Source organism: Deferrisoma palaeochoriense (genome assembly GCF_054656955.1).
The window spans coordinates 46,207-71,212 of record NZ_BAAHXI010000001.1 but is presented as its reverse complement, the minus strand read 5'-3'; the positions used below and the strand labels follow the sequence as shown (position 1 = coordinate 71,212).

22 protein-coding genes and 1 pseudogene are annotated in these 25,006 nt (G+C 71.8%); 20 read left to right on the top strand and 3 right to left on the bottom strand.

The genetic code is table 11. The features are described 5' to 3' along the window. Positions 1-16 precede the first annotated feature (16 nt). Positions 17-1,213: a bifunctional alpha/beta hydrolase/OsmC family protein gene (locus ACYQ8L_RS00325; RefSeq protein WP_459939752.1), complete on the top strand. Its 1,197-nt coding sequence runs from the start codon at positions 17-19 to the stop codon at positions 1,211-1,213. A gap of 89 nt (positions 1,214-1,302) precedes the next feature. Here ACYQ8L_RS00325 and ACYQ8L_RS00320 read toward each other — a convergent pair whose 3' ends face one another. Together ACYQ8L_RS00320 and ACYQ8L_RS00315 are read right to left on the bottom strand one after the other, a co-directional pair. Then, positions 1,303-2,706 (bottom strand): GGDEF domain-containing protein, encoded by a 1,404-nt coding sequence (locus ACYQ8L_RS00320; protein ID WP_459939751.1) that lies wholly within the window; start codon positions 2,704-2,706, stop codon positions 1,303-1,305. Positions 2,707-2,711: 5 nt separating this feature from the next. Further along, positions 2,712-2,945: a hypothetical protein gene (locus ACYQ8L_RS00315; protein ID WP_459939750.1), complete on the bottom strand. Its 234-nt coding sequence runs from the start codon at positions 2,943-2,945 to the stop codon at positions 2,712-2,714. 280 nt (positions 2,946-3,225) lie between these two features. Here ACYQ8L_RS00315 and ACYQ8L_RS00310 point away from each other — a divergent pair, with 280 nt between their 5' ends. The 13 genes and pseudogenes from ACYQ8L_RS00310 to prfB all read left to right on the top strand — a co-directional run bounded on the left by ACYQ8L_RS00310 (position 3,226) and on the right by prfB (position 18,433). After that, on the top strand, positions 3,226-5,415 hold the full coding sequence (locus ACYQ8L_RS00310; protein ID WP_459939749.1) for an HD family phosphohydrolase: 2,190 nt from the start codon (positions 3,226-3,228) through the stop codon (positions 5,413-5,415). Further along, the gene (gene ybeY / locus ACYQ8L_RS00305) at positions 5,318-5,767 is read left to right on the top strand and encodes an rRNA maturation RNase YbeY (RefSeq protein ID WP_459939748.1); all 450 of its coding nucleotides are present in this window, start codon (positions 5,318-5,320) and stop codon (positions 5,765-5,767) included. Before ACYQ8L_RS00310 ends, ybeY begins: the two co-directional genes overlap by 98 nt. Next, positions 5,757-6,464, top strand: a complete 708-nt coding sequence (locus ACYQ8L_RS00300) for a diacylglycerol kinase (protein ID WP_459939747.1) — start codon at positions 5,757-5,759, stop codon at positions 6,462-6,464. The genes ybeY and ACYQ8L_RS00300 overlap by 11 nt, the downstream gene beginning before the upstream one ends. Beyond that, positions 6,461-7,318, top strand: a complete 858-nt coding sequence (locus ACYQ8L_RS00295; protein WP_459939746.1) for a hemolysin family protein — start codon at positions 6,461-6,463, stop codon at positions 7,316-7,318. The genes ACYQ8L_RS00300 and ACYQ8L_RS00295 overlap by 4 nt, the downstream gene beginning before the upstream one ends. Beyond that, positions 7,299-9,101 carry a CheR family methyltransferase gene (locus ACYQ8L_RS00290; RefSeq protein ID WP_459939745.1) on the top strand — a complete coding sequence of 601 codons (1,803 nt, stop codon included), beginning with the start codon at positions 7,299-7,301 and terminating at the stop codon, positions 9,099-9,101. Before ACYQ8L_RS00295 ends, ACYQ8L_RS00290 begins: the two co-directional genes overlap by 20 nt. A gap of 84 nt (positions 9,102-9,185) precedes the next feature. Next, complete coding sequence (locus ACYQ8L_RS00285; protein ID WP_459939744.1) at positions 9,186-9,716, top strand: chemotaxis protein CheW; 531 nt, start codon at positions 9,186-9,188, stop codon at positions 9,714-9,716. Between the two features lie 139 nt (positions 9,717-9,855). Continuing rightward, entirely contained in the window at positions 9,856-11,493 is a 1,638-nt protein-coding gene (locus tag ACYQ8L_RS00280) for a methyl-accepting chemotaxis protein (RefSeq protein ID WP_459939743.1), read from the top strand. 7 nt (positions 11,494-11,500) lie between these two features. After that, positions 11,501-13,552 carry a hybrid sensor histidine kinase/response regulator gene (locus ACYQ8L_RS00275; RefSeq protein ID WP_459939742.1) on the top strand — a complete coding sequence of 684 codons (2,052 nt, stop codon included), beginning with the start codon at positions 11,501-11,503 and terminating at the stop codon, positions 13,550-13,552. A gap of 89 nt (positions 13,553-13,641) precedes the next feature. Continuing rightward, positions 13,642-13,938: pseudogene (locus tag ACYQ8L_RS00270) on the top strand (response regulator); the annotation flags it as partial. Positions 13,939-14,176: 238 nt separating this feature from the next. After that, positions 14,177-14,701, top strand: a complete 525-nt coding sequence (locus ACYQ8L_RS00265) for a CheB methylesterase domain-containing protein (RefSeq protein ID WP_459939857.1) — start codon at positions 14,177-14,179, stop codon at positions 14,699-14,701. Beyond that, positions 14,688-15,671, top strand: coding sequence for a diguanylate cyclase (locus tag ACYQ8L_RS00260; protein WP_459939741.1), 984 nt, complete (start codon positions 14,688-14,690; stop codon positions 15,669-15,671). The genes ACYQ8L_RS00265 and ACYQ8L_RS00260 overlap by 14 nt, the downstream gene beginning before the upstream one ends. Continuing rightward, positions 15,643-17,211 carry an apolipoprotein N-acyltransferase gene (gene lnt, locus ACYQ8L_RS00255; protein ID WP_459939740.1) on the top strand — a complete coding sequence of 523 codons (1,569 nt, stop codon included), beginning with the start codon at positions 15,643-15,645 and terminating at the stop codon, positions 17,209-17,211. The genes ACYQ8L_RS00260 and lnt overlap by 29 nt, the downstream gene beginning before the upstream one ends. Positions 17,212-17,307: 96 nt before the next feature. Next, positions 17,308-18,433, top strand: a protein-coding gene (prfB, locus tag ACYQ8L_RS00250) for a peptide chain release factor 2 (protein WP_459939739.1) whose coding sequence is annotated in 2 segments (ribosomal slippage) — positions 17,308-17,370 and positions 17,372-18,433 — 1,125 coding nt in all. Because the reading frame shifts where the segments join, the coding sequence is not laid out codon by codon here. Between the two features lie 237 nt (positions 18,434-18,670). Here prfB and bamD read toward each other — a convergent pair. Next, positions 18,671-20,071 carry an outer membrane protein assembly factor BamD gene (gene bamD / locus ACYQ8L_RS00245; RefSeq protein WP_459939738.1) on the bottom strand — a complete coding sequence of 467 codons (1,401 nt, stop codon included), beginning with the start codon at positions 20,069-20,071 and terminating at the stop codon, positions 18,671-18,673. A gap of 184 nt (positions 20,072-20,255) precedes the next feature. On the opposite strand from bamD, the gene ACYQ8L_RS00240 reads away from it, so the two are divergent. The 6 genes from ACYQ8L_RS00240 (at position 20,256) to fabG (ending at position 24,979) form a co-directional block, all read left to right on the top strand. Beyond that, positions 20,256-20,807, top strand: a complete 552-nt coding sequence (locus ACYQ8L_RS00240; RefSeq protein WP_459939737.1) for a YceD family protein — start codon at positions 20,256-20,258, stop codon at positions 20,805-20,807. A gap of 51 nt (positions 20,808-20,858) precedes the next feature. Further along, positions 20,859-21,047: a 50S ribosomal protein L32 gene (gene rpmF / locus ACYQ8L_RS00235; RefSeq protein WP_459939736.1), complete on the top strand. Its 189-nt coding sequence runs from the start codon at positions 20,859-20,861 to the stop codon at positions 21,045-21,047. Positions 21,048-21,056: 9 nt separating this feature from the next. After that, positions 21,057-22,166 (top strand): phosphate acyltransferase PlsX, encoded by a 1,110-nt coding sequence (gene plsX / locus ACYQ8L_RS00230; RefSeq protein WP_459939735.1) that lies wholly within the window; start codon positions 21,057-21,059, stop codon positions 22,164-22,166. Between the two features lie 2 nt (positions 22,167-22,168). Beyond that, positions 22,169-23,170 (top strand): beta-ketoacyl-ACP synthase III, encoded by a 1,002-nt coding sequence (locus ACYQ8L_RS00225; protein ID WP_459939734.1) that lies wholly within the window; start codon positions 22,169-22,171, stop codon positions 23,168-23,170. 106 nt (positions 23,171-23,276) lie between these two features. Further along, positions 23,277-24,203, top strand: coding sequence for an ACP S-malonyltransferase (gene fabD, locus ACYQ8L_RS00220; protein ID WP_459939733.1), 927 nt, complete (start codon positions 23,277-23,279; stop codon positions 24,201-24,203). A gap of 41 nt (positions 24,204-24,244) precedes the next feature. Then, on the top strand, positions 24,245-24,979 hold the full coding sequence (fabG, locus tag ACYQ8L_RS00215) for a 3-oxoacyl-ACP reductase FabG (RefSeq protein ID WP_459939732.1): 735 nt from the start codon (positions 24,245-24,247) through the stop codon (positions 24,977-24,979). Positions 24,980-25,006 lie beyond the last annotated feature (27 nt).

Sequence of the window (25,006 nt, the reverse complement as noted above, 5' to 3'; positions counted from 1 at the left end):
GCCAGGAGAAGACGCCATGCAATCCACCGCCGTCCGGTTCCCCGGCCCCGGCGGGGCCGAACTCGCGGGCCGGCTCGACCGGCCCGAGCACGGCCCGCCCCGGGCCACGGCCCTGTTCGCCCACTGTTTCACCTGCGGCAAGGACCTCAAGGGGCCCGTGCACCTGGCGCGGGCCCTGACCGAACGGGGCATCGCGGTGCTGCGCTTCGACTTCGCGGGTCTCGGGGAGAGCACCGGGGCGTTCGCCCGGACGACCCTGGCCGGGAACCTGGCCGACCTCCGGGCCGCGGCCCGGTTCCTGGAGGCCCGGGAGGGGGGGCCCCACCTGCTCGTGGGCCACTCCCTGGGAGGCACGGCGGCGCTCCTGGTGGCGGGGGACCTCCCGGCGGTGCGCGCCGTGGTGACCCTCGGGGCCCCGGCCGACCCGCTCCACGCCACAAAGCACCTGGTGCCCACCGAGGGCCCGGCGTTCCGGATCGAGGGCCGCCCCTACACCCTGGACCCGGGGTTCGTGGAGGACCTGCGCCGCCACGACGTGGCCTCGGCCGCCCGGGCCCTCGGCCGGGCGCTCCTCGTGCTCCACAGCCCCCTCGACCGGGTGGTGGGCCTGGAGCACGCGGCGCGCCTCTACCAGGCCGCCCGGCATCCCAAGAGCTTCGTGAGCCTGGACACGGCCGACCACCTGCTTTCCGCGCCGGCCGACGCCCGGTACGCCGCCGGGGTCATCGCGGCCTGGGCCGAGCGCTACCTGCCCGAGGCGGCCGGGCCCGGCCCGGAGCCCGCGGCGGTCACGGTGCGCACCGCGGCCGGGGGGTTTCGCACGGAGATCGCCGCCGGTGCCCACACCTTGGTGGCCGACGAGCCCCGCTCCGTCGGGGGCACCGAGGAGGGGCCGTCGCCCTACGACCTTCTCCTGGCCGCCCTCGGGGCCTGCACCACCATGACCGTGCAGATGTACGCCCGGCGCAAGGGCTGGCCGCTGGCCGAGGCGGTGGCCCGGCTGCGCCACGAGCGGATCCACGCCAAGGACTGCGAGGGGTGCGGGGACGGGGGCGGAGGGATGCTCGACCGGGTGGAGCGGGTGGTGGAACTCGTGGGGGAGGGCCTCAGTGCCGACCAGCGCGCGCGGCTCTTGGAGATCGCGAACCGCTGCCCGGTCCACCGCACTTTGACCCGGGGGGTCCAGGTCGAAACCCGGGAAGGCGGGGAGTGAGGGCGGTTGGGACGCGAGGACGCCGGGACCTTGGGATGCGGGGACGCGGGGGCCCGGGAGGCGGGACACCTCCCCGCGGGATCCCGGCCTCAGGCGCTCGCCAGGGAATCGCCCTCGGTCTGGGGGGCCCAGAGCCGGGTGCGGTTCCGCCCCCCCTGCTTGGCCTCGTAGAGGGCGTGGTCGGCCCGCTCCAGGAGCTCCTCGGCCGACTCGGCGCCCCCGGGCCACCAGGCGCCCCCGATGCTCACCGTGAGCTTCCCCCCCGGCACGGCATCCTCCCCCGGGAACCGGGTGCGGGTCACGGCCTTCCGCAGCTTCTCGGCGGCCGCGTGGGCGCCCTCCCGGCTCGTCTGGGGCAGGATCACCACGAACTCCTCGCCCCCGTACCGGGCCACGGTGTCGATGCCCCGGGTGTTGCGGGTGAGAAGCTCCGCGAGCTTCCGAAGGGCCGCGTCGCCTGTGAGGTGGTCGTTGCCGTCGTTGAGGCGCTTGAAATGGTCGATGTCGATCACCAGGAGGGCCAGGGGGATCCGGTGGCGGGTGGCGTGGTTCCACTCGGCCTGAAGCCGCTCCTGGAAATAGCGGCGGTTGAAGAGCCCCGTGAGCTCGTCGCGCACCGAGAGGTCGCGCATGGCCTGGTAGAGCCTGGCGTTCTCCAGGGCGATGGCCGCGGTGTCGGCGAAGATCCGCAGAAGATCCACCTCGTGGTCCGGAATCGGGGAAGCGCCCCCGGCCGCCAGGAACCCCACCACCCGGTCCCGGGCCCGCATGGGGACGACCACGAGATCCCCGGCTTCGCCCCGCTCCCGGACCTCCTCCCCCCGAAGCACCCGGGCCGTCCAGGGGCCCGGCGCGTCCTCCACCTCCCGGGGCCCGGTCCCGTCCACCACGGCCAGCCCGCCCGGCGCACGGCCCCACAACCCGATCCGCACCGGGCGGCCGCCGAACACCTCCCCCAGCCGGGCCCCCAGGCGGTCCACGACCTCCTGGGGCTCAAGGGATGCCGCGAGATCCTGGGCCAGTCGGCTCACGGCCTGGAGCTCCCGGTTTCGCCGCTCCAACTCCTCCTTTTCCCGGCGCAACTGCTCGGCCTGGGCCTCGAGGGTACGGTTCAGCTCCAGGATCTCGCGAAACGCCTCCCGGTTCTCCAGGGCCTCGGCCAAGGCCCGCAGAAACTCCTCGGGGGCGAGCGGTTCCTCCAGGTACTCGTAGGCGCCGCTTTTCAGGTAGACCAGGGCCTCACGGGGATCGGGCGCCGGCGTCACGGGCAGGAACGTGGCCTCGGGGGCCCGTTCCCGCAGCCGGCCCAACGCGTCCTCGGGCGACGGCGCCTCCAACGCGTCCACCCGGAAGGCCACCACGTCCCAATCCCCTGCGGGCGCCCGGTCCAGGGTGTCGGCGCGGCTCACGGTGAGGGTGAATCCCCCCACCGCCGTCCCGCTCGGGGGGATCCAGGACCGCTCGGGGCCGATGACGAGGAGGGTCCGGACCACGGCGCTCATCCCGTGGCCGCGGGAGGCAAGATACCGATCTCGCGGATCTCTTTGAGCTTGCGCTCGATCTGGCCGATGACCTCGGCCAACCGCTCCCGCTCCCGCTCGTCCTCCAGGATCTCCGCCTCCTGGAGCGCCCGGCGCTTCTTCTCCAGAAGGGATTGGAGCTTCAGGAACGTCTTGCGGAGATCCCGGTTGATCTCCTCGAGTTCCTCCCTCAGGCTGGCTCCCTGTGCCACGGAAAACCTCCTTTCGGCGGACGGGTCGCGGTTCCCGGCGGAGGCCCCCTCTCCCACCGGCCGGGAGCGCCCCAAACCCTAACATAGCGAAAGCACGAAAACAATCGTTCTTCCAGAGGATTCCGGCGTTCTTGACTCCCCTGTCCCCCTGTCCTAGCATGCCGCCACCATGCGCGCACCCCCTACGTCGCGAACCGCCCCGGGCGGCGGTCCCTCCCCGGTCCGGCGGCGCCTTCTTTCCACGCTCTGGCTCCTGGGCCTGGCCGCCGCAGCCGGCCTGGTGACGGGGTTTCCGTTCTCCGCCCGGGCGCCCGTCTACCCGGCGGGCGAGGTGGCGCCGGAAAACGTGAAGGCCCAACGGGACTTCACGGTCCCCGACGAGGATGCCACGTTGGCCCGGCAGCGGGCCGCGGTGGACGCGGTGCCGGACGTGTTCGACCTCGACCCCGGGGCCCTGGAGGAGGCGCTCGAGGCCGCCGCTGCCGCCCTGAACGTCGATCCTCCCTCCCCGGTCGGGCCCGAGGGGCCGGTGGTCCCCGATTGGGGGGAGGCTGCCCAGGAACTCGGCCGACGGTTGGGGATCGAGGTCTCCCCCGAGGCCGCCCGGACGGTCCTGGAGGCCGGGACCCGCCGCCGCGTGCTCGAACGGGTGCGCGGCCTTCTTCGGCCGCTCTTCCAGCGGGGCGTCGCGGCGGCCCCCGAGGCGCTCACGCCGGCCGGCCGCCCCCGGGTGATCCGGGACCTCGGCACCCGGGAGGAACGCGCCCTCACCCCCTGGACTCTGCCCCTTTCCCTCGACGAGGCCCGGATCGCCCTCGCCCCCGAAGAGGCTCAGGGCATGGAACGGGTGGCCCGGGCCGTGGCCGGGCACGTCCTCCGGCCCAACGTGACCCGCAACGCCGACGAGACGGCGCGGCGGCGCGACGAGGCCAGAAAGTCGGTGGCCCCCGTTCGGTATCTCATCCGAAGCGGCGAGATGATCGTGCGGGAGGGGGACCGGGTGAGCCCCGAACAGGAGCGGCGGCTCCGGACCCACGCCGAGCTCGTCGGCACCGGGGTGGGCACCCGCCGGGCCCTGGGGCTCGTGGCCCTTTGGGCCCTGGGGATCTGGATCCCCTTCGAGTACGGCCGGCGAAACGTGAAGAAGTTCCGGAGCGACCCCAGGGACCGGGTGCTCCTGGGCGGCCTCGTGCTGCTCCTCGCCTTCCTGGAGCGCGGTTGGCTCGCCGTGGCGGCGGGCGCCGGGGTCCCGGGCGGCGTGGCGGCCGCATCCCTTGCCGTGCCGCTCGCGGCCGGAGCCCTCACGGTGCGGGCCGTCCTGAACTCGGAGACCGCCGTGATCTTTGCGGTGCCCCTGTCGCTCCTCGGAGCCCTGGCGACACCGGCCCCGCTCCAGGCGGCCCTCGTCCACCTCACGGGGGCCCTGGTGGGGGCCCACGGGGTGGGACGGGCCGGCCGCCGGGCGGCCTACCTCCGGGCGGGGATGTGGGCCGGTCTGGCCCAGGCGGCCGTGGCCGGGGCCTACGCCCTCCTGGGCACCGAACCCTGGGCCCAGGCCGGCTGGGCGGCCGCGTGGGGGCTCGCGGGAGGGCTATCGGCGGGCGCCCTGTCCCTGCTCCTGGTCTTCCTCGCCGAGGCCGTGCTGGGCTACACCACCGACCTCAGGCTCACGGAGCTTTCGAGCCTCGACCACCCGCTCCTGCGGGACCTCATGCTCCGGGCGCCCGGAACGTACCACCACTCCCTGGTCACGGGGTCGCTGGCCAAGGCGGGGGCCGAGGCCATCGGCGCCCGGGCCCTCCTGGCCACGGTGGCCGCCTACTACCACGACATCGGGAAGATCTCGAAGCCGTCCTACTACATCGAGAACCAGGCGGCCGGCCGAAATCCCCACGATCGCCTCTCCCCCCGGCTTTCGAGCCTGATTCTCACGTCCCATGTGAAGGAGGGGGTGGAACTGGCGCGCCGGCACCGGCTCGGGCGGGAGATCGAGGCCATCCTCCAGCAGCACCACGGCACGGGGCTCATCCGGTACTTCCACGAAAAGGCGGCGCGGCGGGAAAACGGGGAGGTCCGGGAGGCCGACTACCGCTACCCCGGCCCCAAACCCCAAACCCGGGAGGCCGGGCTCGTTCTCCTCGCGGACGCCGTGGAGGCCGCGTCGCGGACCCTGCCCGACCTTCGGCCCGCGCGGATCCAGGGCATGGTCCAGAACATCATCAACCGGACCTTCGCCGACGGGCAGCTCGACGAGTGCGACCTGACGCTCCGGGATCTCCACCGGATCGCCGGGGCCTTTTCCCGGATTTTGACCGGGATCCACCATCAGCGGATCGACTACCCCCTCTTGGCCCACAAGGAACGCCGCGCCCATGGAGATCTGGATCCGAAACGATCGGCCGGAAGCCGGGATCGACGAGGAGAGGCTGCGCAACCGGCTGAAGAGCGCCTTAAGCGCCTCGGGCTGTGACGAGGCCACGGAGCTCTCCGTCTGGCTGTGCTCGGACGAGGACATCCGGGACCTCCACCGCGCCTATTTCGGGCTCGACACCCCCACCAACGTGATCAGCTTCTCGCAGCGGGAGGGGGAGTTCGCAGACCCGGACACCCCGGTGCTGGGCGACGTGGTGGTGAGCCTCGACACGGCCGCCCGGGAGGCCGAGGAGGCCGGCTGGGCCCCGGACGACATGGTGTTCTACCTGTGTCTCCACGGGGTCCTGCACCTGCTCGGGTACGACCACGAGGGCGATCAGGCCCACCGGGCCGCCGAGATGGAGGCCCGGCAGGAGGAACTCTTCGAGGCGATCGCCCGTGAAGCCTGAGACCTGGCTCGAAACCCTCAATTGCGCCGTGGAGGGGGTGCTCGAGGCCGTGCGCACCCAGCGCCACATGCGCTGGCATTCGGTGGCCGCCCTGGCCGTGCTCATCCTCGCGCCCCGACTCGGGGTGACACCCGGGGAGTTCGCCCTCCTGTGCCTCGCCGCGGGGCTCGTTTTGGCGGCCGAACTCCTGAACACGGCCTTCGAGTCCGTGGTGGACATCGCCTGCCCCGACTTCGATCCCCGGGCCCGATCGGCCAAGGACGTGGCGGCCGGCGCCGTGCTCGTGGCATCCTTCGGGGCGGCGGCCGTGGGGTGGGTGGTGCTGGGTCCCCGGCTCTCCCGCCTCGGCGCGGCGCTTCCCGCCGGCCCCACCGGCCCCATGGCCGCCGCCGCGATCCTCCTGGCCGTGCTCGTGGCCGTGGTGCTCCTCAAGGCCCTCCTGGGCCGGGGCACCCCGCTCCACGGCGGCTTCCCGTCGGGCCACGCCGCGGTGTCGTTCGCGGCGGCTACCCTCCTCGCCCTCCACACCCGGGACTGGCTCGTGGCCGCCCTGGCCTGCCTGCTGGCGCTCATGGTGAGCCACAGCCGGCTCTTGCTCCGGATCCATTCCCGGGCGGAGGTGGCGGCCGGGGCCGTCCTCGGCACGGCCATCGCCCTGGGGCTTCACTTCCTCGTGCTGGGAGGACCCCCGCGATGAACGACGGGCCGAAACCCTCCCCCTGGGCCATTCTGGTGGACTGGATGCGCCGCCGGCTCCGCCCCCGGCGGGATCTGGTGCAGGAGATGGAGGACCTGATCGAGGAGGGCACGGCCGAGGGCGTGCTCCATCCGGAGGAGGAGGAGATGCTCCTCTCGGTCCTCTCGCTCCGGAAAACCCGGGTCCGGGAGATCATGGTGCCCCGGACCGAGATCGTGGCCGCCGAACAGGGCGACGCGTTGCCGGACCTCGTGCGCCTCATGGTCGAGGAGGGGCACTCCCGGATCCCGGTGTACCGGGGGAGCCTCGACGACGTGATCGGGTTCGTGACCGCCCGGGACGTGCTCCGGTTCTGGGGCTCGCCCCCCCCTTACCCCAAGCTCGAAACCATCTGCAGACCGGCCGTGTTCGTGCCGGAAACCCTCACCTTGGAAGCCCTGCTGGAGGAGTTCAAACGCAGCCGGGTGCCCCTGATCCTGGCCGTGGACGAGTACGGCGGCGTGTCCGGGCTCGTGACCCCCTCCGACGTGGTGGAGGAGATCGTGGGGGAGATCGAGGACGAACCCGACCTGGAGGACGAGGTCCTGGAAACCCGGGAGGGCTACCGGGCGGCCGGCCGGGTGAGCCTCGAGAAACTCGAGGACCTCCTGGGCACCGAACTGGAGGTGGACGGGGTCGAGACGATCGGCGGCCTCGTGTTCCACGTGTTGGGACGTGTTCCCCGCCCCGGGGAGGTCTTTCGGTACCGCGGACTTGAGTTCCTCGTTCGGGACGCCGATAAGAGGCGGGTTAAGGAAGTCCTGATCCGCCGCTCGAACGAGGAACCGTCCGCCGGTGAGACGAAACGACCCTAATCGTTCCCTTCCCCCGGGCCCGCTGGCCCGGGTGGTTGCCGAGGCGCCCGGCCGGGCCGAGGCCGTGGCCGCCTCGCTCGCCTCCCTGGGGGTACCGGCCGAACCGACCCCGGACCTGGACGCGGCCCTCGGGGGCGGGCAACCCGTAGCCGTGGTGACGGGGGCGGATCCCTTGCGCCTCAGGGCCGTCTGCGACTGGGCCCGGGGACGTCCCATGCCCCCCCCCGGGGTGATCCTGGTGCATCCCGGGGACCTTCCCCCCGAGGCCGCGCCCCGGGCCTACCGAACCCTTCCCGACACCGCATCGCCCCGGACCCTGGCTAACGCCGTGATGGCGGCGGCCCGGGACTGGGCCGAGTTCGCCCGGGCCTGGCCGCTTCCGTGCTCCGGCCCGGGGGAGAGGGAACTCGACCTGGTGGCGGCCCTGGTGGAGCGGGAGCGCGGGCTCGCGATCCGGGCCGACCGACGTCGTGCCCTGGCCGAGGCGATCTCGACCCGCCTGGTGGCCCGGCTGGTCCCCACCTGCCAGGCCTATGTGCGCAGACTCGGATCGGCCCGGTTCCGGGCCCAGGAACTCGAGGCGATCGCCGCGCTCCTGGCCGTGAACGAGACCCATTTCTGGCGCCACGCGGGCCAGTTCACCGCCCTCATGGCCGAGGTGCTCCCGCGCCTGCGGGGCCGGCCGGTCAAGGTTTGGTCCGCCGGGTGCGCCTCCGGGGAGGAAGCGTACTCGCTGGCCATCGCATGCCTCGAGGTGCTGGGCCCCGACGCGGACGTGGAGATCCTGGCCACCGACGTCCACGGCCCGAGCCTCGCCCGGGCCCGGGTCGGCCGGTACAACGACCGGGCGGTCCGGAACCTGCCCCGGCCGCTCCTCGACCGGCACCTGCGGCGAACGGACGGGGCATGGGAGATCGCCGATCACGTGCGCCGCCTGGTCCGGTTCGAGCGCCAGGACCTCCTCACGCCGTGCGCCCGGGAGTGGGCCCGGGCCCGGGGGCCGTTTGCCACCGTGTTTTGCCGGAACACCCTGATCTACTTCCGGCCCGAGTCGGTGTCGGAGGCCCTGGACCTGTTCGTGTCGGCCCTCGAACCCGGCGGCGCGCTCTTCCTCGGCCCCTCCGAAACGATCTGGCCGCGGCGCCCCGACCTCGCCCCGGTACGCTCCACCGGTTGCTTCTACTACCGCCGGAGTCACATCGCCCCGGCGGCGCCCCCGAAACCCGAGCCGAGACGGCCGGATCCCGAGGGCCGGCCGGACCTGGCCGCCCTTTACCGGGCGGGCGTCGCGCTCCTGGACGCCGAGGAGTTCGCCGAGGCCCGACAGAGATTTGACGCCATCCTGGAAGCCGCCCCCCGGGACCCCCGAGGACTGCTGGGCCGAGCCCTCCTCTTGGCCAACGAGGGAAGGGAACGGGAGGCCCTGGCCCTGGCCTCCGCTGCGGCCGCCGGTTCCGGAGCGCCCGCGGAGGCCCATTACCTGTGCGGGCTGCTGGAGGAGCGAAACGGAAACGACGCGGCCGCCCTGGAACGCTACGGAGCGGCCCTCGACCGCGACCCCGCCCTCGTCATGGCGCGGGTCAGCCGGGCCTGGATCCTGGCCCGGCGGGGGGAACGGGGGGCCGCCGAGGCAGAGGCCGAGGCCGCGCTGGGGCAGAGGGTCGCGGCCGCGCGGGTTCCCCGGTGGATGACCGGCGGCATGGACCCGGAGGCGGTGTTCGAACTGCTGGAGCAAGCCTTTCCCGGGGCTGCGGGGCCCGCCAGGAGAACGGGAAGCGATTGACCCCGGGGTCCCCGGGAGCCGAGGCAATCCCCGTGATCGCCCTCGGACCCTCGGGCCGTAGCCCCAGAGCGAGAGGGAAGCGCCATGAGTCCTTCGTCGGAAGATCTGTCGGCCTGGCTCGAGGCCGTGAGGGCCGAGTACTGGAACCGCCAGGACGACGAGGAGACCGAACTCGGGTCGGGCTCCCTATCCCTCCTCGTCGAAGCGGGGGGACGGCGCCTGGCGGTCCCGGCGGCCGCGGCCAAGGGAGTGGTCCGGCGCCCCCGGGTGACCCGACTGCCCGGGGTGCCCCCCCATATCCTGGGCGTGGCCGGGGTACGGGGGGAGGTGGTGTCCGTGGTGGACACGAACGCCTACCTAGGGCTTCCCCCGTCCCAGGGGGGGTACCTGGTGCTATTGGCGAGCGGCCCGGTGCGCGCGGCCTTCACCGTGGACCGAATCGTGGACGTGGTACCGGTGCCGGACGAAGAGGTACGGCCGGTCGAAGCCCCGTGGCCCAACGCCCCGGCCGGGGTGGTCGCGGGCCAATGGGACACGGAACCCCCCGTCTCGCTTCTCGACCCCGACGCCCTCGTGCGGGGATCGGCCGTTCCGGAAACGGAGACGACGGAGTAGGAACGAAACCCCGGAACGAAGGAACGCAACGGCCGGGCCGGGGCCCGAAGTTGGGGGTTGCGATGCCGTTCGAATCGAAGTGGGCTTTCCGGCCTCCCAGCATTCTAGCTTCCTAGCGGACATGGAAGGAGTGTGCCTCATGTTGCGCGCGTTTCGCAGAAGCCTTTCGGCCAAGATCGCCGTGTCCACCGCGGCCACGCTCGTGGTCCTCCTGGGGCTCGCCAGCGCCTACACGGCCTGGGTCCAACGCCGCACCGTCGTGGACCTCCAGACCCGGACGAACGAGAGCTTCGCCACGTTCGTGTACAACACGCTCCTCTTTTCCATGGTCGAAGGGCAGATGGAGGAACTCCAGAAGATCCTGGAGAACGCCGTGTCCACCGCGGGGATCGAGGCCCTGCGGATCGTGACGCCCGACGGCACTGTGCGCTACAGCGGACGGCCCGCGGAAATCGGCAAAAAGCTGGACGACCCGGCACTGGAGCGGCTCGTCCAGTCGGGCTCCAAGGCCACGGGTCTCCTGGAACTGAGGCGGGCCGGCCACGTGACCGAGGCCGTGCCGCTTCACAACCAGGGGGTCTGCACCACCTGCCACGCGTCCGACGCCCCCTATCTGGGGGCCATTCTGGTGGGGTTTGACTTCTCGGACTTCGACGCCCAGTTGGCCACGATCCGGAACCGCCAGTTGGGCCTTTTCGCGGTGACGGTCGTGTTGGTCGCCCTGGTGGTCTTGGTGAGCGTCCGTTCGCTCGTGCTCCGGCCCATCTTCCAACTGGAAACCACGGCCCGGCGCATGGCGGGAGGCGACCTGACCCAGGAGGTGTCAATCCGGGGCGAGGACGAGATGGCGCGACTGGCGGGGCACCTCGACACCCTGCGCACCCACCTTCGGGATACGCTGCGGCGCTCGGCCTCGGTGGCCACGGCGCTCGCCGACGCGGTCGAGAAGCTCCACGATTCGAGCGAGTCGCTGGTGTCCATCGCCATGGAACAGTCGAGCGGCGCGGCCGAACAGGCCTCGGCCGTGCAGGAGGCCACCACCACCGCCGAGGAGATCGCGGCGACCTCCAACGAGATCTCGGCCAACGTGGAGAGCGTGGAACGGGTGGCGGAGGAGACCTTCAACGCCTGCGTGAAGGGGCGCGACGCCGTGCGCGACGCCGTGGCCGGGATGCGGGAGGTCAAGGAGCAGGTGGGCGCCATCGCGGCCTCGATGATGGATCTGGGCAAGAAGTCCCAGAAGATCGGGGGCATCGTGGACATCATCGACGAGATCAGCGAACAGACCCATCTCCTCGCGGTCAATGCCGCCATCGAGGCCGCCGGCGCCGGGGAGCACGGCAAGCGGTTCGGGGTGGTGGCCGGGGAGGTGCGGCGCCTGGCCCAGCGCACCGTGGAAGCCACCGGCCAGATCAAATCGCTCGTGGAGGAGATCCAGAACTCGGTGAACGCGACGCTCCTGACCACGGAGAAGGGGACCACCACGGCCCGGGCCGGCGCCGAGCGGGTCGACCAGATCGGGGAGAGCCTCGAGACGATCCTCGCGCTCGTGCGCCAGACCAAGGAATCGGCCAAGGAGATCACGGTGGCCACGCAGCAGCAGGCCACCGCCGGGGAGCAACTGGTGCTCACGATCACCGACATCAACGACGTGGCGGTGCAGGTGAACCGCTCCGCCGAGCAGGTGGAAAAGGCGGTGATCAACCTGAAGGAACTGGCGCGGCGGCTCAAGGACCTGGCCCAGGAGAACCTGGGCGCCCAGGGGTTCACGGTCTGATCCCGCGATGCCGGTGGACGAAAAGTACGTCCGGATCTTCCTCGAGGAGGCCGAGGAACTCCTCGAGCGGTTGGGCGAGCGGCTCCTGCGGCTCGAGCAGGACCCCGGGGACACCGAGGCGCTCCGAAGCGCCATGCGGCTCGCGCACACCGTGAAGGGGAGCTCCCGCATGGTCGGCCTGGAGGCCGTGAGCCGGGAGGCCCACGCCCTCGAGGATCGCCTCAAGGCCGCCGCGACCGAGGGGTTCACCCCCGACACGGTGACCGAACTGCTCCAGGGGGTCGACCGGCTGCGCCGCGAACTCGAGGGCCTCTCGGCTCCGGCCGGGCCGCCCCCTTCCCCGGCCGGCACCGAGCCTCCCTCGGCGCCGCCGCCCGACGAACCGGCCCGTTTGAAGGTCGCCACCGGGCGGCTCGACGAACTCCAGAACCTCGTCGACGACCTGGCCACCCAACGCACCGCCATCCTGGCCCGGATGGAGCGGTTCCGGCGGGCGTTTGCCCACCTCGGCCTCCTGCGGTGGCAGGATCCGGACCGCCCCCTGGAACCGGAGGAGGTCGATGCGCTCCGGGGCATGGCCCGCATGGTGGCCGGCCGAGGATTCAGCCAGTTCCTGGACGAACTGGGCCATCTCGACCGCCTGGTGGGAGAACTCCAGAACCAGGTCCTCGCGCTTCGCATGGTTCCCCTGGGGGATCTCCTGGAGGGGTTCCGGCGAACCGCACGCGACCTCGCCCGGGAACTCGGCAAAGAGGTGGAGATCGTCGTGGAGGGGCGGCTCACCGAGGTGGACCGGTCGCTCCTCGGGGCGATCCAGGGGCCTCTTTCCCACCTCGTCCGTAACGCGATGGATCACGGGATCGAATCCCCGGAGGAGAGGGAACGGGCCGGGAAACCCCGACGGGGCCGCCTGACCCTGCGCGCCTATCACCGCTCCAACGCCGTGACGATCGAGGTGGAGGACGACGGGCGGGGACTGGACCCCCGGGAGATCCGGCGCAAGGCGGTCCAGAAGGGCCTCCTCTCGGAGGAGGAGGCCCGAACCCTCACCGACGACGAGGCCCTCTACCTCCTCTGCCGCCCCGGGTTCTCCACCCGGGACCGGGTGAGCGAGGTGTCCGGCCGGGGGGTGGGCCTCGACGTGGTGAAACTGCGGGTCGAGAAGCTCAAGGGGTCCCTCGTGATCCAGAGCGAACCCGGCCGGTGGTCCCGGTTCCGGCTTTTGCTGCCCCTGTCGCTCACCACCCTGTCGGCCCTCGTGGTCCGAGCCGGCGACGAACCCTACGCCTTGCCGGCCCTGTTCGTGGACCGCTGCGAGTCCGTGCCGGTCCGGGACCTCGAGGCCCGGGGCCGGCTGTGGGACGCGGGGGATCGGGTGGCACCGGTGATCGACCTGGCCGCGGCGCTCGGGGTGGAGCGGGGGAGGCCCGCGGCCCGGGTGGGCGTGGTCCGGCTCCGGTTTCGGAACCGCGCCATGCTCCTCGAGGTCGACCGCATCGAGGGGGAAAGGGAGCTGGTCCTAAAGCCCCTGGGACCCCATCTGGCCGGGGCGCCCTTAGTGCTCGGGGTGTCGTTCCTGCCGTCGGGGGAGGCCTTGCCGGTGCTGAACGTTCTGGATCTCTATTCGCGCTGGGCCGAGTGGGAGGCCAACCATCGGGAGGTGGCGCACGCCCCCCGGGGCCCCATGCGGATCCTGGTGGCCGACGACTCCGTCACGACCCGCCACATGCTCGAGCAGGTGGTGCGGGCGAGCGGATACGAGCCCGTGCTGGCGTCGAACGGCGCCGAGGCCTGGGAACTCCTCCGGCGCGAGCGCATCGACCTCGTGGTCACCGACCTGGACATGCCCGAACTCGATGGGTACGGGCTCATCCGGAGGATCCGGTCGACCCAGACCACCGCCTCGCTTCCGGTCGTCGTCCTCTCCAACCGGACGGGGGACGCGGAGCGTGTCCAGGAGGCCGGCGCGAACGCGTTCCTGCCGAAGGACCGCTTCCGGCAAAGGGAGTTTGCGGCCATCGTGTCGGAACTGCTCGGTCAGGGGGAAGGGGCGCGGTAACCCCCGGGCGGCCGGCGATACCCGCCTTCCCGCACTCCAGCCTCCTGCCCTTCTAGCGCAACAGAGGGAGACTGCCGTTGATCCGGATCATGCTCGTAGACGATTCCCGGGTGGTGCGGGCGGTGCTCCGGGACCTCCTGGAGGCCGACCCCGAGATCCAGGTGGTGGCCGAGGCCGAAAACGGCCTGGAGGCCGTGGAGCGCTGCGAGGCGCTCCGGCCCGACGTGGTGATCATGGACGTGCAGATGCCGGTGATGGACGGGCTCGAGGCCGTGGAGCGGATCATGCTCCGGTGCCCCACGCCGGTGGTCATCCTGAGCGCCACGGTCAACCCGGGGGAGGTGCAAAGCGCTTTCCGGGCGGTCCGGGCCGGGGCCTTCGAGGCCCTCCCCAAACCCGACGCCTCGGTGACGCCCGAGGCCTACGCGGCCGTGGCGGAGGACCTGCGCTCCCGGGTGAAGCTTTACGCCAAGGTGGGGCGGCGCAGGGGGTGGTCGGCGGGGCCGAAGGAAGCCGAGACCCCGCCCCGGGCCGCCCCGCCGGGCCCCGCCCGGCCCGACCGCATCGTGGCGATCGCCGCGAGTACCGGCGGCCCCCCGGGCGGTCCAGCGGCTCCTTCAGGATCTGGCGCCGCCCTTTCCCTGTCCAGGGGTTCTGGTGCAGCATATCAGCCTGGGGTTCACTCGGGGCTTCGCCGGATGGCTCGAAAGGGAGACCGGCCACCCCGTAACGGTGGTGGAGCGGCCCGTGGAACTCACCCCCGGCACCCTCTATGTGGCGGCCGACGGAACCCACCTGGCCGTTCGCCACGGCCGGGCCGTGCCCCAGGAGGGGCCGCCGGTGAACGCCTGCCGCCCCTCGGCCGACGTGCTGTTTGAGGCCGTGGCCCGGGAGTACGGGGCGAGGGCCGTGGGAGTGGTGCTCACCGGCATGGGTCGCGACGGCGCCCAGGGGGCCCTGGCCCTCCGCCGGGCGGGCGCCTCGGTGCTCGTGCAGGACGAGGAGACCTCGGTGATCTTCGGCATGCCCAAAGCGGCGATCGAGGTGGGGGCCGCCACCCGGGTGGTGGGACTGGGGGAGATGGCCCGGGCCGTCCTCGAGGCGCTGGGAACCGAACCCCGGGCGGAGGTGCGCCATGGCGTCCGCTGAGATTCTGGTGGTGGACGACAGCCGCATTGTGCGGGCCATGGTGACCGACGTCCTGAGGGCCCAGGGCTACGGTATCCGGGAGGCCGAGGACGGCCGGGAGGCGCTGGCCCAGGTGAGGGAACGCCCCCCCGATCTGATTCTCCTCGACGTCATGATGCCGGAGATGGACGGCTACGAGGTGTGCCGGGAACTCCGGCGGCGCGAGACCAACGATGACTATATCCCGATCCTGATGCTCACGGCCAAGGGCGACGTGGAGGACCTGGCTCGCGGCCTCGACGCCGGGGCCGACGACTACATCTCGAAGCCCTTCGACAACGTGGAACTCGTGGCCCGGGTGCGAAGCCTCCTGCGGATCCGGGCCCTGCAAAAACGGCTCTTCCGCCAAAACCTGGAACTCGAGGCCAAAAACCAGCAACTCGAAGCCCTGGCCCGCCAACTCGACGCGGCCAACCAGGAACTGCGGCTTCTCTCGGTGACCGACGGCCTCACCAAGGCCTACAACCACCGCCACTTCCAGGAACGGCTGCGGGCCGAATACGCCCGGGCCACCCGCCACGGGGAGCCACTGGCCTGCGTGATGATCGACCTGGACCGGTTCAAGCGGATCAACGACACCTACGGCCACCCGGTGGGCGACCGGGTGCTCGTGCACCTGGTAGAGGTCCTGAAGGAGGGGGTCCGGGGCGAGGACCTGGTGGCCCGCTACGGCGGGGAGGAGTTCGTGCTCCTCCTGCCCAAGACCGACGCGGCCCACGCGCGCGCCCTCGCCGAACGGCTCCGGGCCCGGATTGAGGCCGAACCCGTGCCGATCGGCGACGGCGCGACGCTGCCGGTCACGGTGAGCATGGGCGTGGCCGACCTTGTTCCGGGGAGCCGGGACCGCTCCCCCGACGAACTCCTGAAGGCCGCGGACGAGGCCCTCTACCGCGCCAAGACGAATGGCCGAAACCGGGTCGAAGTGGCGTGACCCCCGGGCCTGGGGCCTGGCCGGCTGGGGGGCGCTGGTGGCCGCGGCGGGGTTTCCCCCGGTGGGGATCTGGCCCCTGGCGCTGGCGCTTCCCGCACCCCTGTGGGCGGCCACCCTCGGCGCCGCCCCGGGCCGGGGGTTTTTTCTGGGGTGGGTCCAAGGCCTTGGGTTTTTCGGCACGCTCCTGTGGTGGATCGCGCCCACCGTGGCCGCCTACGGGGGGCTCCCCTGGCCCGCTGCGGCCGGGTGCGTGGGGCTCCTGGCGGGGTACCTGGCGCTCTTTCCCGGGCTGTGCGGCTGGGTTTGCGCCGCCCTGGGCCGGAAGTCCCCGGCCTCGGCCCTTCTGACCGCGCCCCTGGTGTGGACCGGCGCCGAGGCCCTGCGCGGTTGGTTCCTCGGCGGGTTCCCCTGGGGCGACGTCCCCCAGGCCCTGTGGGCCTGGTCCCCGGCCCTGGCGCTGGCCCCCTGGGCCGGGACCGACGGAATCCGGCTGGCCGCGGCCGCCCTGGCCGTGGCGCCCGCGTGGTTGCTGGCTCACCTGGGCCGCGGAACCAAGCCCGGGGCCGCCGCGCTGGCCGTGCCCCTTGTTGCGGCCATGGGCTGGGCCGGCCTCGCCCGCCTCCCCTCGCCCCTTCCTCCCGCCTCCGGGGCGATCCGCGTCGGCGTGGTCCAGGGCAATATCGACCAGGCCGTGAAGTGGGACAAGGCCTACCGGGCGGCTACTTTGGAGCGGTACGAACGCCTGAGCCGGGATCTTCGCCCCCGGCCTGACCTCATCGTGTGGCCCGAGACGGCGGTACCCCTCTACGCCCAGGATCCCGGGCCCGAACGGGCCCGGATCGAGCGCCTGGCCCGGGAACTGGGCGCCTGGATCCTTTTTGGCGCGCCCGCGTACGAACGGCGTGGTGGCGAGGTCGAGTACCGAAACGCCGTCTTCCTGATGTCGCCGGAAGGCACTCTGGCCGGGCGCTACGACAAGGTCCACCTCGTGCCCTTCGGCGAATACGTACCCCTGGGCCGGTACCTGCCGTTCCTCAAGAAGCTCGTGGAAGGCGCCGGCGACTTCTCCCCAGGCGATGGGGTCCGCCCCCTCGTGGCCCCGGGCCTCGCCCCCGTGGGCCCCCTGATCTGCTTCGAGAGCATCTTCCCGTCCTTTGCGGCTGCCCATGCCCGGGCCGGGGCGCGGCTCCTTGCCGTGGTGACGAACGACGCCTGGTTCGGCCGGACCGCAGGTCCCTATCACCATTTGGCGTTCGCCGCGCTCCGGGCCGCCGAAACCGGCCTCGCCCTGGTGAGGGCCGCCAACACGGGGGTGAGCGCCGCCTTCGACCGGCGGGGTCAGATGCTACGGGCCACGGAACTGGGGGCCCGGGACGCCTTCGTGGTGGAGGTACCGCTGTCCCCCGGGGTTCCCCCTCCCCAGGTCTGGGTCCGCCCCTGGATCCCGACCGTCTGCCTCACCTTGGCCGGCGGCTTGGGTTTTGCTATCCTTCGCCGCCCCCGGGGACCCGGCCCTCCGGACCTCCCCCGGTCCCGGTAGGGCCGGGGGTCGGGCCGTGCGGCTCCGGGCGACCGGAGGCGCCCGCCGGGCCGCCGCTAGGCCGACCATCCCCTCTCCGCGCAGGAGTCTCGGACCATGCCCGACATCGAGCGACTCGACGACCTGCACCGCCGACTCACCGACCTATGGAGGCATCTTTGACCTGGCCGGCAAGGAGAAGCGTATAGCCGAACTCGACGCCCTCATGGCCCGTCCCGACTTCTGGGACGACCCGGAGGCCGCAGCCCGGTTGGGGAAGGAGCGTGAGCGGCTCGTCGAGGAGGTGGACCGCTGGAACCACCTCCACGACGAGCTCGAGGAGTGCCGGGTCGCCTGGGAACTCGGGGAGGAGGAGGGAGACGAGGAGCTGGTGCGGGAGGCCGAGGAACGCCTCGGGGCGGTGGCCCGGGGCGTCCGCGACATGGAGCTGCGGGCCATGCTCGGCGGCCCCCATGATGCGGGGGACGCGATCGTGGCCATCAACGCGGGGGCGGGGGGCACCGAAGCCCAGGACTGGGCCCAGATGCTCCTTCGCATGTACCTCCGGTGGGCCGAGAAGAGGGGGTACACCGTGGAGATCGTCGACGAACTGCCCGGCGACGAAGCCGGCATCAAGAACGTAACCTTCACGGTGTCGGGTCCCTACGCCTACGGCTATCTCAAGGCCGAAGAGGGGGTCCACCGGCTTGTGCGGATCAGCCCGTTCGACGCCCAGGCCCGCCGGCACACCTCGTTCGCCTCGGTGAGCGTGTATCCCGAGGTGGAAGAGGACGTGGAGGTGGAGATCGACGAGAACGACCTGCGGGTCGACGTGTTCCGGGCGAGCGGGGCCGGGGGACAGCACGTGAACCGGACGGAATCGGCGGTGCGCGTGACCCATCTGCCCACTGGCATCGTGGTCACCTGCCAGAGCGAACGAAGCCAGCACAAAAACCGGGCCAACGCGATGCGGATCCTCAAAGCCCGTCTCCTCGACCTGGAACGGCGAAAGCGCGAGGAGGAGTGGGAGGCCCAGCAGGGAGAGAAACGGGAGATCGCCTGGGGAAGCCAGATCCGCTCTTACGTGCTCCAGCCGTACCGAAAGATCAAGGACCACCGTACCGGCCTCGAGGAGGGCGACGTGGACCGGGTGCTCGATGGGGAACTCGACGCCTTCATGGAGGCCTACCTCCTGCGGGCGGCGGGCCAGGGGGGCGAGATCCGGCCCGAAGCCCAGGCCTGATCCCCGGCGGAACCGAAAAACGGGCGCCCCCTCCGAGGGCGCCCGTTTTTTGCACCTTGGCTGTGGCCTCATACCAAGTTGCGTTCAAAGCTACGGTTTCCCGATTCGGCCCGGCGAGGGGCCTGGTGGAGCGCCGGGCGTGGCTCCTACAGTAGCCGGATGCCGCACTCGGCACGGCCGGAACCAGGCCCCTTGCCGAACCCCCGGGCTGGGTGTCTGTTTCAACGCAACTTGGTATCAGTTCCCCTGCAGCATCTTCCGGTACCGCTCCAGGGCCTTTCGCTTCTCCCGGGGAAGGCTCTGCTCGGCCTCCTCGACCCGGGCCTCGAGTTCCTCCAACCGGCGCCGGGCCGCCTCGGCCTCCTCCCCCTCGGGATGGGCTTCGAGAAACGACCGGTACGCCTCGGCCGTGTCCGCCGCCTGGGCCCGCTTCCAGTCCGCCTCCAGGGCTGTTTCCGCCGGTGCCGCCGCGGGGGGCGCCGGGGCCACCTGGGCGCGGTCGCGGATCACGGCGGCCCTCCGGCGGGCCTCCTCGGCCATGGGGTGGTCCGGGTAGGCCGCGCGGAACGCTTCGTACGCCTCGGCCGTGTCCGCCGCCTCGGCCTCGGCCCAGGCCTGATCGGCCTGGGCCCGGAGCACCGCCTCCCGCTCCCGCCGGGCCGCCTCCTCGGCCTCCCGGGCCCTGCGAGCCTCCTCTTCCCGGGCTCTGGCCGCCGCCTCCTCGGCCTCCCGGGCTTTCCGCGCCTCCTCCTCCGCCCGCAGTTGCGCTAGGAGCTCCCGAGCCTCGGCCTCGTGGGGGGTCCCCGGGTAGGTTTCCAGAAACGCCTCCAGCCCGGAAACCGAACGGGCTTCCTTGGCGATCCGGAAGGCCTTTTCCGCGGCCCGCAGGTGGTCGAGTCGCCGCTGGGCCTCGATGGCATACCGCCCCTCGGGGTACGCCGCCAGAAACGCCTCCAGGGCCTCGGGCGTCCCCTCGGCTTGCGCCTTCTCGTAGGCCTCCCGCTCCGCCTGCTGCTCCTTGGCCCACGCCTCCCGCAGGCGCCGGGCCTCGGCCGCCTGAGGCGCGTCGGGGTACCGGGCCAGGAACGCATCCAGGGCCTCCGGGGTTCCCTCGACCAAAGCGCGCTGGTAGGCCGCGTTCACCTCCTGCTCCCAGCGCGCCTTCTCCTCCTGGTACTTCCTAAGGATCTCCAGCTTCTTCTGGGCATCCTCGCGGTAGGCCGAATCGGGATGTTCCCGGAGGAACGCCTCCAGGGCTTCCACGGTCCCCGCCGCCAGGGCCCTTTCGTACGCCTCCCTCTCGGCCTTCTCGATGCGCTCCAGAGCCTGGAGGGTCAACTGCCGGACCTGGTCCAGATCCGAGGCGTCGGGCTGGAGTTCGGCGTACCGCACAAAGTGATAAAGTGCCCGGGGATAGTCCTGGAGGCGGAAGAAATACACCACGCCCAGGTTGTAGTGGGCTTCAGGGTAGTCCGGATCCACCTGGAGCGCCGCGAGGTACTCGTCCTTCGCCTTCTCGTACTCGCGCTTCTTTAGGTAATAGTTCCCCGCCTCCTTCCTGAGGCGCGCCTCCGGGGGTTGGGCCAGGGCGCCCCCCGCGAGCGCCAGAACCATTGCGACCGAGACGATCCACCGCATCGCGGCCTCCTTGGCGGAGACGGGTTTCCGTATTTTTAGCCCTGAAAGGTTTGAAGTATACGGGGTTGAGCCCCCAGGCACAAGCACGCTCCCCGCGCTGCACGAGGGGAAGGGAACGGGAAACTTGACCTGAGGACGGACCCGGATATAATGGGCGGCTTATTGTGCCTCGGAGGAACCGAACGTGTCAGCCAAACGCATCCTGTCCATCGACCAGATCCCCGCCGGCGGCCTGGACTGCCTCCTGGAGTTCGGGCCCACCGGTGCCCGCGACCTCGCACGGGAACGGGGCTGGGTCGAAGTGGAATGGATCTCGGGGATCTCGGGCGTGGCGCGGCTCCAGCGCTCGGGGTCCGATGTCTTCGTGACCGGGGAGGTCCGGGCCACGGTGCGCTGCCGGTGCGTGCGGTGCCTGGAACCCCACGACCGCGCGGTGTCCGAGGCCTTTCACCTGACCTTCGTGACCGACCTGGACCGGTCCCACGGCGAGCACGAACTCCGGCGCGAAGACATGGAGGTGGAGGAACTCGTCGGAGACAGCCTCGACCTCGGGGGAATCGCGGTGGAACAGATTCTGCTTGCGTTGCCCGACTACCCGGTGTGCCGCGACGACTGCCTCGGGCTTTGCCCGGTGTGCGGGGCCGACCGGAACCGGGTGCCCTGCGAGTGCCGGACCGAGGCCCCCGACCCCCGGTTTGCCGTTCTGGCCCGGTGGAAGGCGGCCCGCGGGGCGTAGCGGTTCCTTCCGGGACGCAAGCCCGACCCCATCGAACACAAGGAGAATCCCATGGCCGTACCCAGAAAACGCCACTCCGTGGCCCGCAAGCGCAAACGCAGGTCCCACCTCGCGCTCGGGGCCCCGAACCTCGACACCTGCCCCCGGTGCCTCGAGCCCAAGCCCCCCCATCGGGCGTGCCTTGCGTGCGGCACGTACAAGGGCCGGGAGGTGCTGCCCCAGGAAGAGGAAGAGTTCTAACCCCCGCCCATGCGGATCGCCGTTGACGCCATGGGGGGCGACTACGCCCCCGAGGCGGTGATCGAAGGGGCCGTCTGGGCGGCCCGGGACTTCGGCACCCACGTGATCCTGGTGGGCGATCGGGAGATCGTGCTCCAACACCTCGAGCGCCACAGGATCGACGGGCTTCCGATCTCGATCAAGCACGCCTCCGAGGCGGTGGGCATGCACGAGAGCCCCTCGGTGGCCGTGCGCCGCAAGAGGGACTCGTCGCTTCGCGTGGCCTTCGAACTCGTCAAGGCGGGCGAGGCCCGGGCCGTGGTGAGCGCCGGAAACTCCGGAGCCGCCATGGCCCTTGCCATGCTCGTGCTCCGTCTCCTGCCCGGGGTCGACCGGCCCGCGATCGCGGCCGTGCTGCCGTCCCTTTCGGGGGCCACCGTGCTCCTCGACGTGGGCGCGAACGTGGATTGCAAGCCGGTGCACCTCGTGCAGTTCGCGCTTATGGGGGAGGTGTTCGCCCGGCTGGTCCTCGGGACCGAGCGCCCCCGGGTGGGTCTCCTGTCGAACGGCGAGGAGGAGACGAAGGGCACCGACACCACCCGGGCGGCCCACCAGGCCCTTAAACAGTCCCGGATCCACTACCTGGGCTACGTGGAGGGCCGCGAGGTGTTCAACGGCGCCGCCGACGTGGTGGTGTGCGACGGGTTCGTGGGTAACGCGATCCTCAAGAGTTCGGAGGGCCTCGCCAAGGCCGTGGGGCAGATGCTCAGGGAGGAGTTCCGGCGCGGCCTCGCCCCCCGCATCGGGTACCTTTTCGCCCGGGGGGCCTTCGAGCGGCTCCGGCACCGCATGGACTACGCCGAGGTGGGGGGGGCGCCCCTGCTGGGCATCAACGGCGTGGGGATCGTGGCCCACGGATCCTCGAACGCCCGGGCCATCCGTAACGCCATCCGGGTGGCCCGGGATTTCGCCGACCGCCGGGTCAACCTCCACATGACGCAACTGCTCGAACGAAGCCACGACATCGGGGCCTGGGCCGCCAAGGGCGGCTTCTGGGCGCACCTCAAGGACCGGCTGGTGCACCCCCGTCGGGAGGCCCGGGACCGCGAAGAGCCCGCCGAACCTGAGCCAGAGGCGTAGCCTTGACCGAACGACGACACCCCCCGCGGGCGGCCGTGCTGGGCACCGGGCGGTGTCTGCCCGACCGGGTGGTCACCAACCACGACCTGGAAGCCCGCGTGGACACGAGCGACGAGTGGATCCGCACGCGCACCGGCATCCGGGAGCGCCGGATCGCCCCGGAGGGGGTCGACACGTGCGACCTGTGCGAGGAAGCGGCCCGGCAGGCCCTGGACGCGGCCGGCCTCGGTCCCGACGACCTCGATCTCATCCTCGTGGCCACCGTGACCCCGGCCCTCGGGTTCCCGGCCACCGCGTGCCTCCTGCAGGACCGCCTCGGGACCCGGGGGCAGATGGCCTTCGACCTGAGCGCCGGCTGCACCGGGTTCCTCTACGCGCTCGCCGTGGCCGACGGGTTCATCCGCTCCGGCGCGGCGCGCCACGTGCTCGCGATCGGCGCCGAAACGCTGAGCCGGATCGTGGACTGGGACGACCGGGCCACCTGCGTGCTCTTTGGCGACGGGGCGGGAGCGGTCGTCCTCGGCCCCTCCCCCGACCCCGACCGGGGCGTGCTGGCCACCCGGATGGCGGCCGACGGCTCCTACTGGCCGCTTCTCCACATGCCCGGCGGCGGATCCCGCCACCCGCCCAGCCCCGAAAGCCTCGCGCAGCGCCTCCACTACGTGAAGATGCAGGGCAACGAGGTGTTCAAGGTCGCCGTGCGCACGCTCCACCAGGTGGCCGAGGAGGTGCTCGAGGAAGCCGGCGTCCACGGCGACGAGGTGGACTGGTTCGTGCCCCACCAGGCCAACCGTCGGATCATCGACGCCGTGCGCCTGCGGCTCAAAGTGCCCGAAGACCGGGTGTATGTGAACGTGGACCGGTACGGGAACACCTCGGCCGCCTCGGTGCCCATCGCGCTCGATGAGATGGCGCGATCGGGCAAAATCCGCCCCGGGCACCTCGTGCTCCTCGACGCCTTCGGCGCGGGGTTCACCTACGGCGCCGCCCTCATCCGGTGGTAGCGCGGGGGGTTGCGCGCGCCCGCCGTCCTTACGTATAGTCTCGCGGATCTCGTCCCCGTACCCCGATTCCATCAGGGCCTTCCCGCCGCCGGGAGTCACCCGCACCATGAGCACCGCGTATCTGTTTCCGGGCCAGGGTTCCCAGTACGTGGGCATGGGCCGCGCGCTCGCCGAGGTGTCGGCGGCCGCCCGGGAGGTGTTCCGCCAGGCCGACGAGGCCCTGGGCCGCCCCCTTTCGAGGCTCATCTTCGAGGGCCCGGAAGACGCCCTCCGGCTCACCGAGAACACCCAGCCCGCCATCCTTACCGCGAGCGTGGCGTGCCTGCGGGCCCTCGAGGAGGCGGGCGCGCCTCCCCCGGCCGCGGTGGCCGGCCACAGCCTCGGGGAGTACTCGGCCCTCGTGGCGGCGGAGGTCCTCTCCCTTCCGGACGCCGTGCGCCTGGTGGAAAAACGGGGCCGGTTCATGCAGGAGGCGGTGCCCGTGGGCCAGGGTACCATGGCCGCGATCCTGGGCCTGGACCTGGCCGAGGTGGAGGAGATCTGCCGGAGGATTCACCGGCCGGACCACGTGGTGGAGGTGGCCAACGACAACTGCCCGGGGCAGGTCGTGATCTCCGGACACACGGCCGCCGTCGCCGAGGCCTGCGGGGCGGCGAAAGAGGCCGGGGCCAAGCGGGCCGTGGAACTCGCGGTCAGCGCCCCTTTCCACTGTTCCCTCATGGAACCGGCGGGGCAACGGCTCGAGGCCGAACTGCGGCGCGTGCAGGTGCGTCCGCCCCGGTTCCCGGTGGTCGCCAACGTGGACGCCCAGCCCTACCGGTCGGCCGACGACGTGGTGCCCCGGCTCGTGGCCCAGGTGAGCAACCGGGTCCGATGGCAGGAGTGCGTGAAGGCGCTCCGGGCCCTGGGGGTGGACCGGTTCGTGGAGGTGGGGCCGGGGAAGGTGCTCTCCGGGCTGGTGCGCCGGATCGACCGGAGCGTAACCGTGGCCAACGTGGAGGATCCCGAGACGCTGAAGGCCTTCCTCGGGTAGCGGGAGGACCCGCGTCCGGTTTCGACGCTTCGAGGAGACCCATGGAGTTCGAGGGAAAGGTCGCCATTGTCACCGGCTCCACCCGGGGCATCGGCCGGGCCGTGGCCGAGCGCCTCAGCCGCGAGGGCGCCCGCGTGCTCGTGACGGGCCGCGACGCCGAGGCCGCCGCCCGGGTGGCCGCGGAACTCCCGGCCGAGGCCCTCGGGGCGGGCCTCGACGTATCGGACCCTGAGAGCGTCGAGGCGGCCGTGGGCCGAGCCCTCGAGGCGTGGGGCCGCATCGACATCCTCGTGAACAACGCCGGCATCACCCGGGACAACCTGGCCCTGCGGATGAAGCTCGAGGACTGGCGGGCCGTGATCGACACAAACCTCACGGGTGCGTTCCTGTGCGCCAAGGCCTGCCTCCGGCCCATGGTGCGGGCCAAGTCGGGGGCCATCGTGAACATCTCGAGCGTGGTGGGGGCCCTGGGCAACCCCGGCCAGCCCAACTACTGCGCCGCCAAGGCCGGGCTCGAGGGCCTTACCCGGAGCCTCGCCCGGGAGTACGCCAACCGAGGGGTGCGGGTGAACGCCGTGGCCCCCGGCTACATCGCCACGGACATGACCGCCGAACTGCCCGAGGCCGTGCGGGAGGGGCTCCTGTCCCAGGTCCCGCTGGCGCGCCTGGGCCGACCCGAGGACGTGGCGGAGGCCGTGGCGTTCCTCGCGTCGGATCGGGCGGCGTACATCACGGGCCAGGTGCTCCACGTGAACGGGGGCATGTATATGGGCTAGTCCCTGAAACCCGAAACGAAAGAGAGG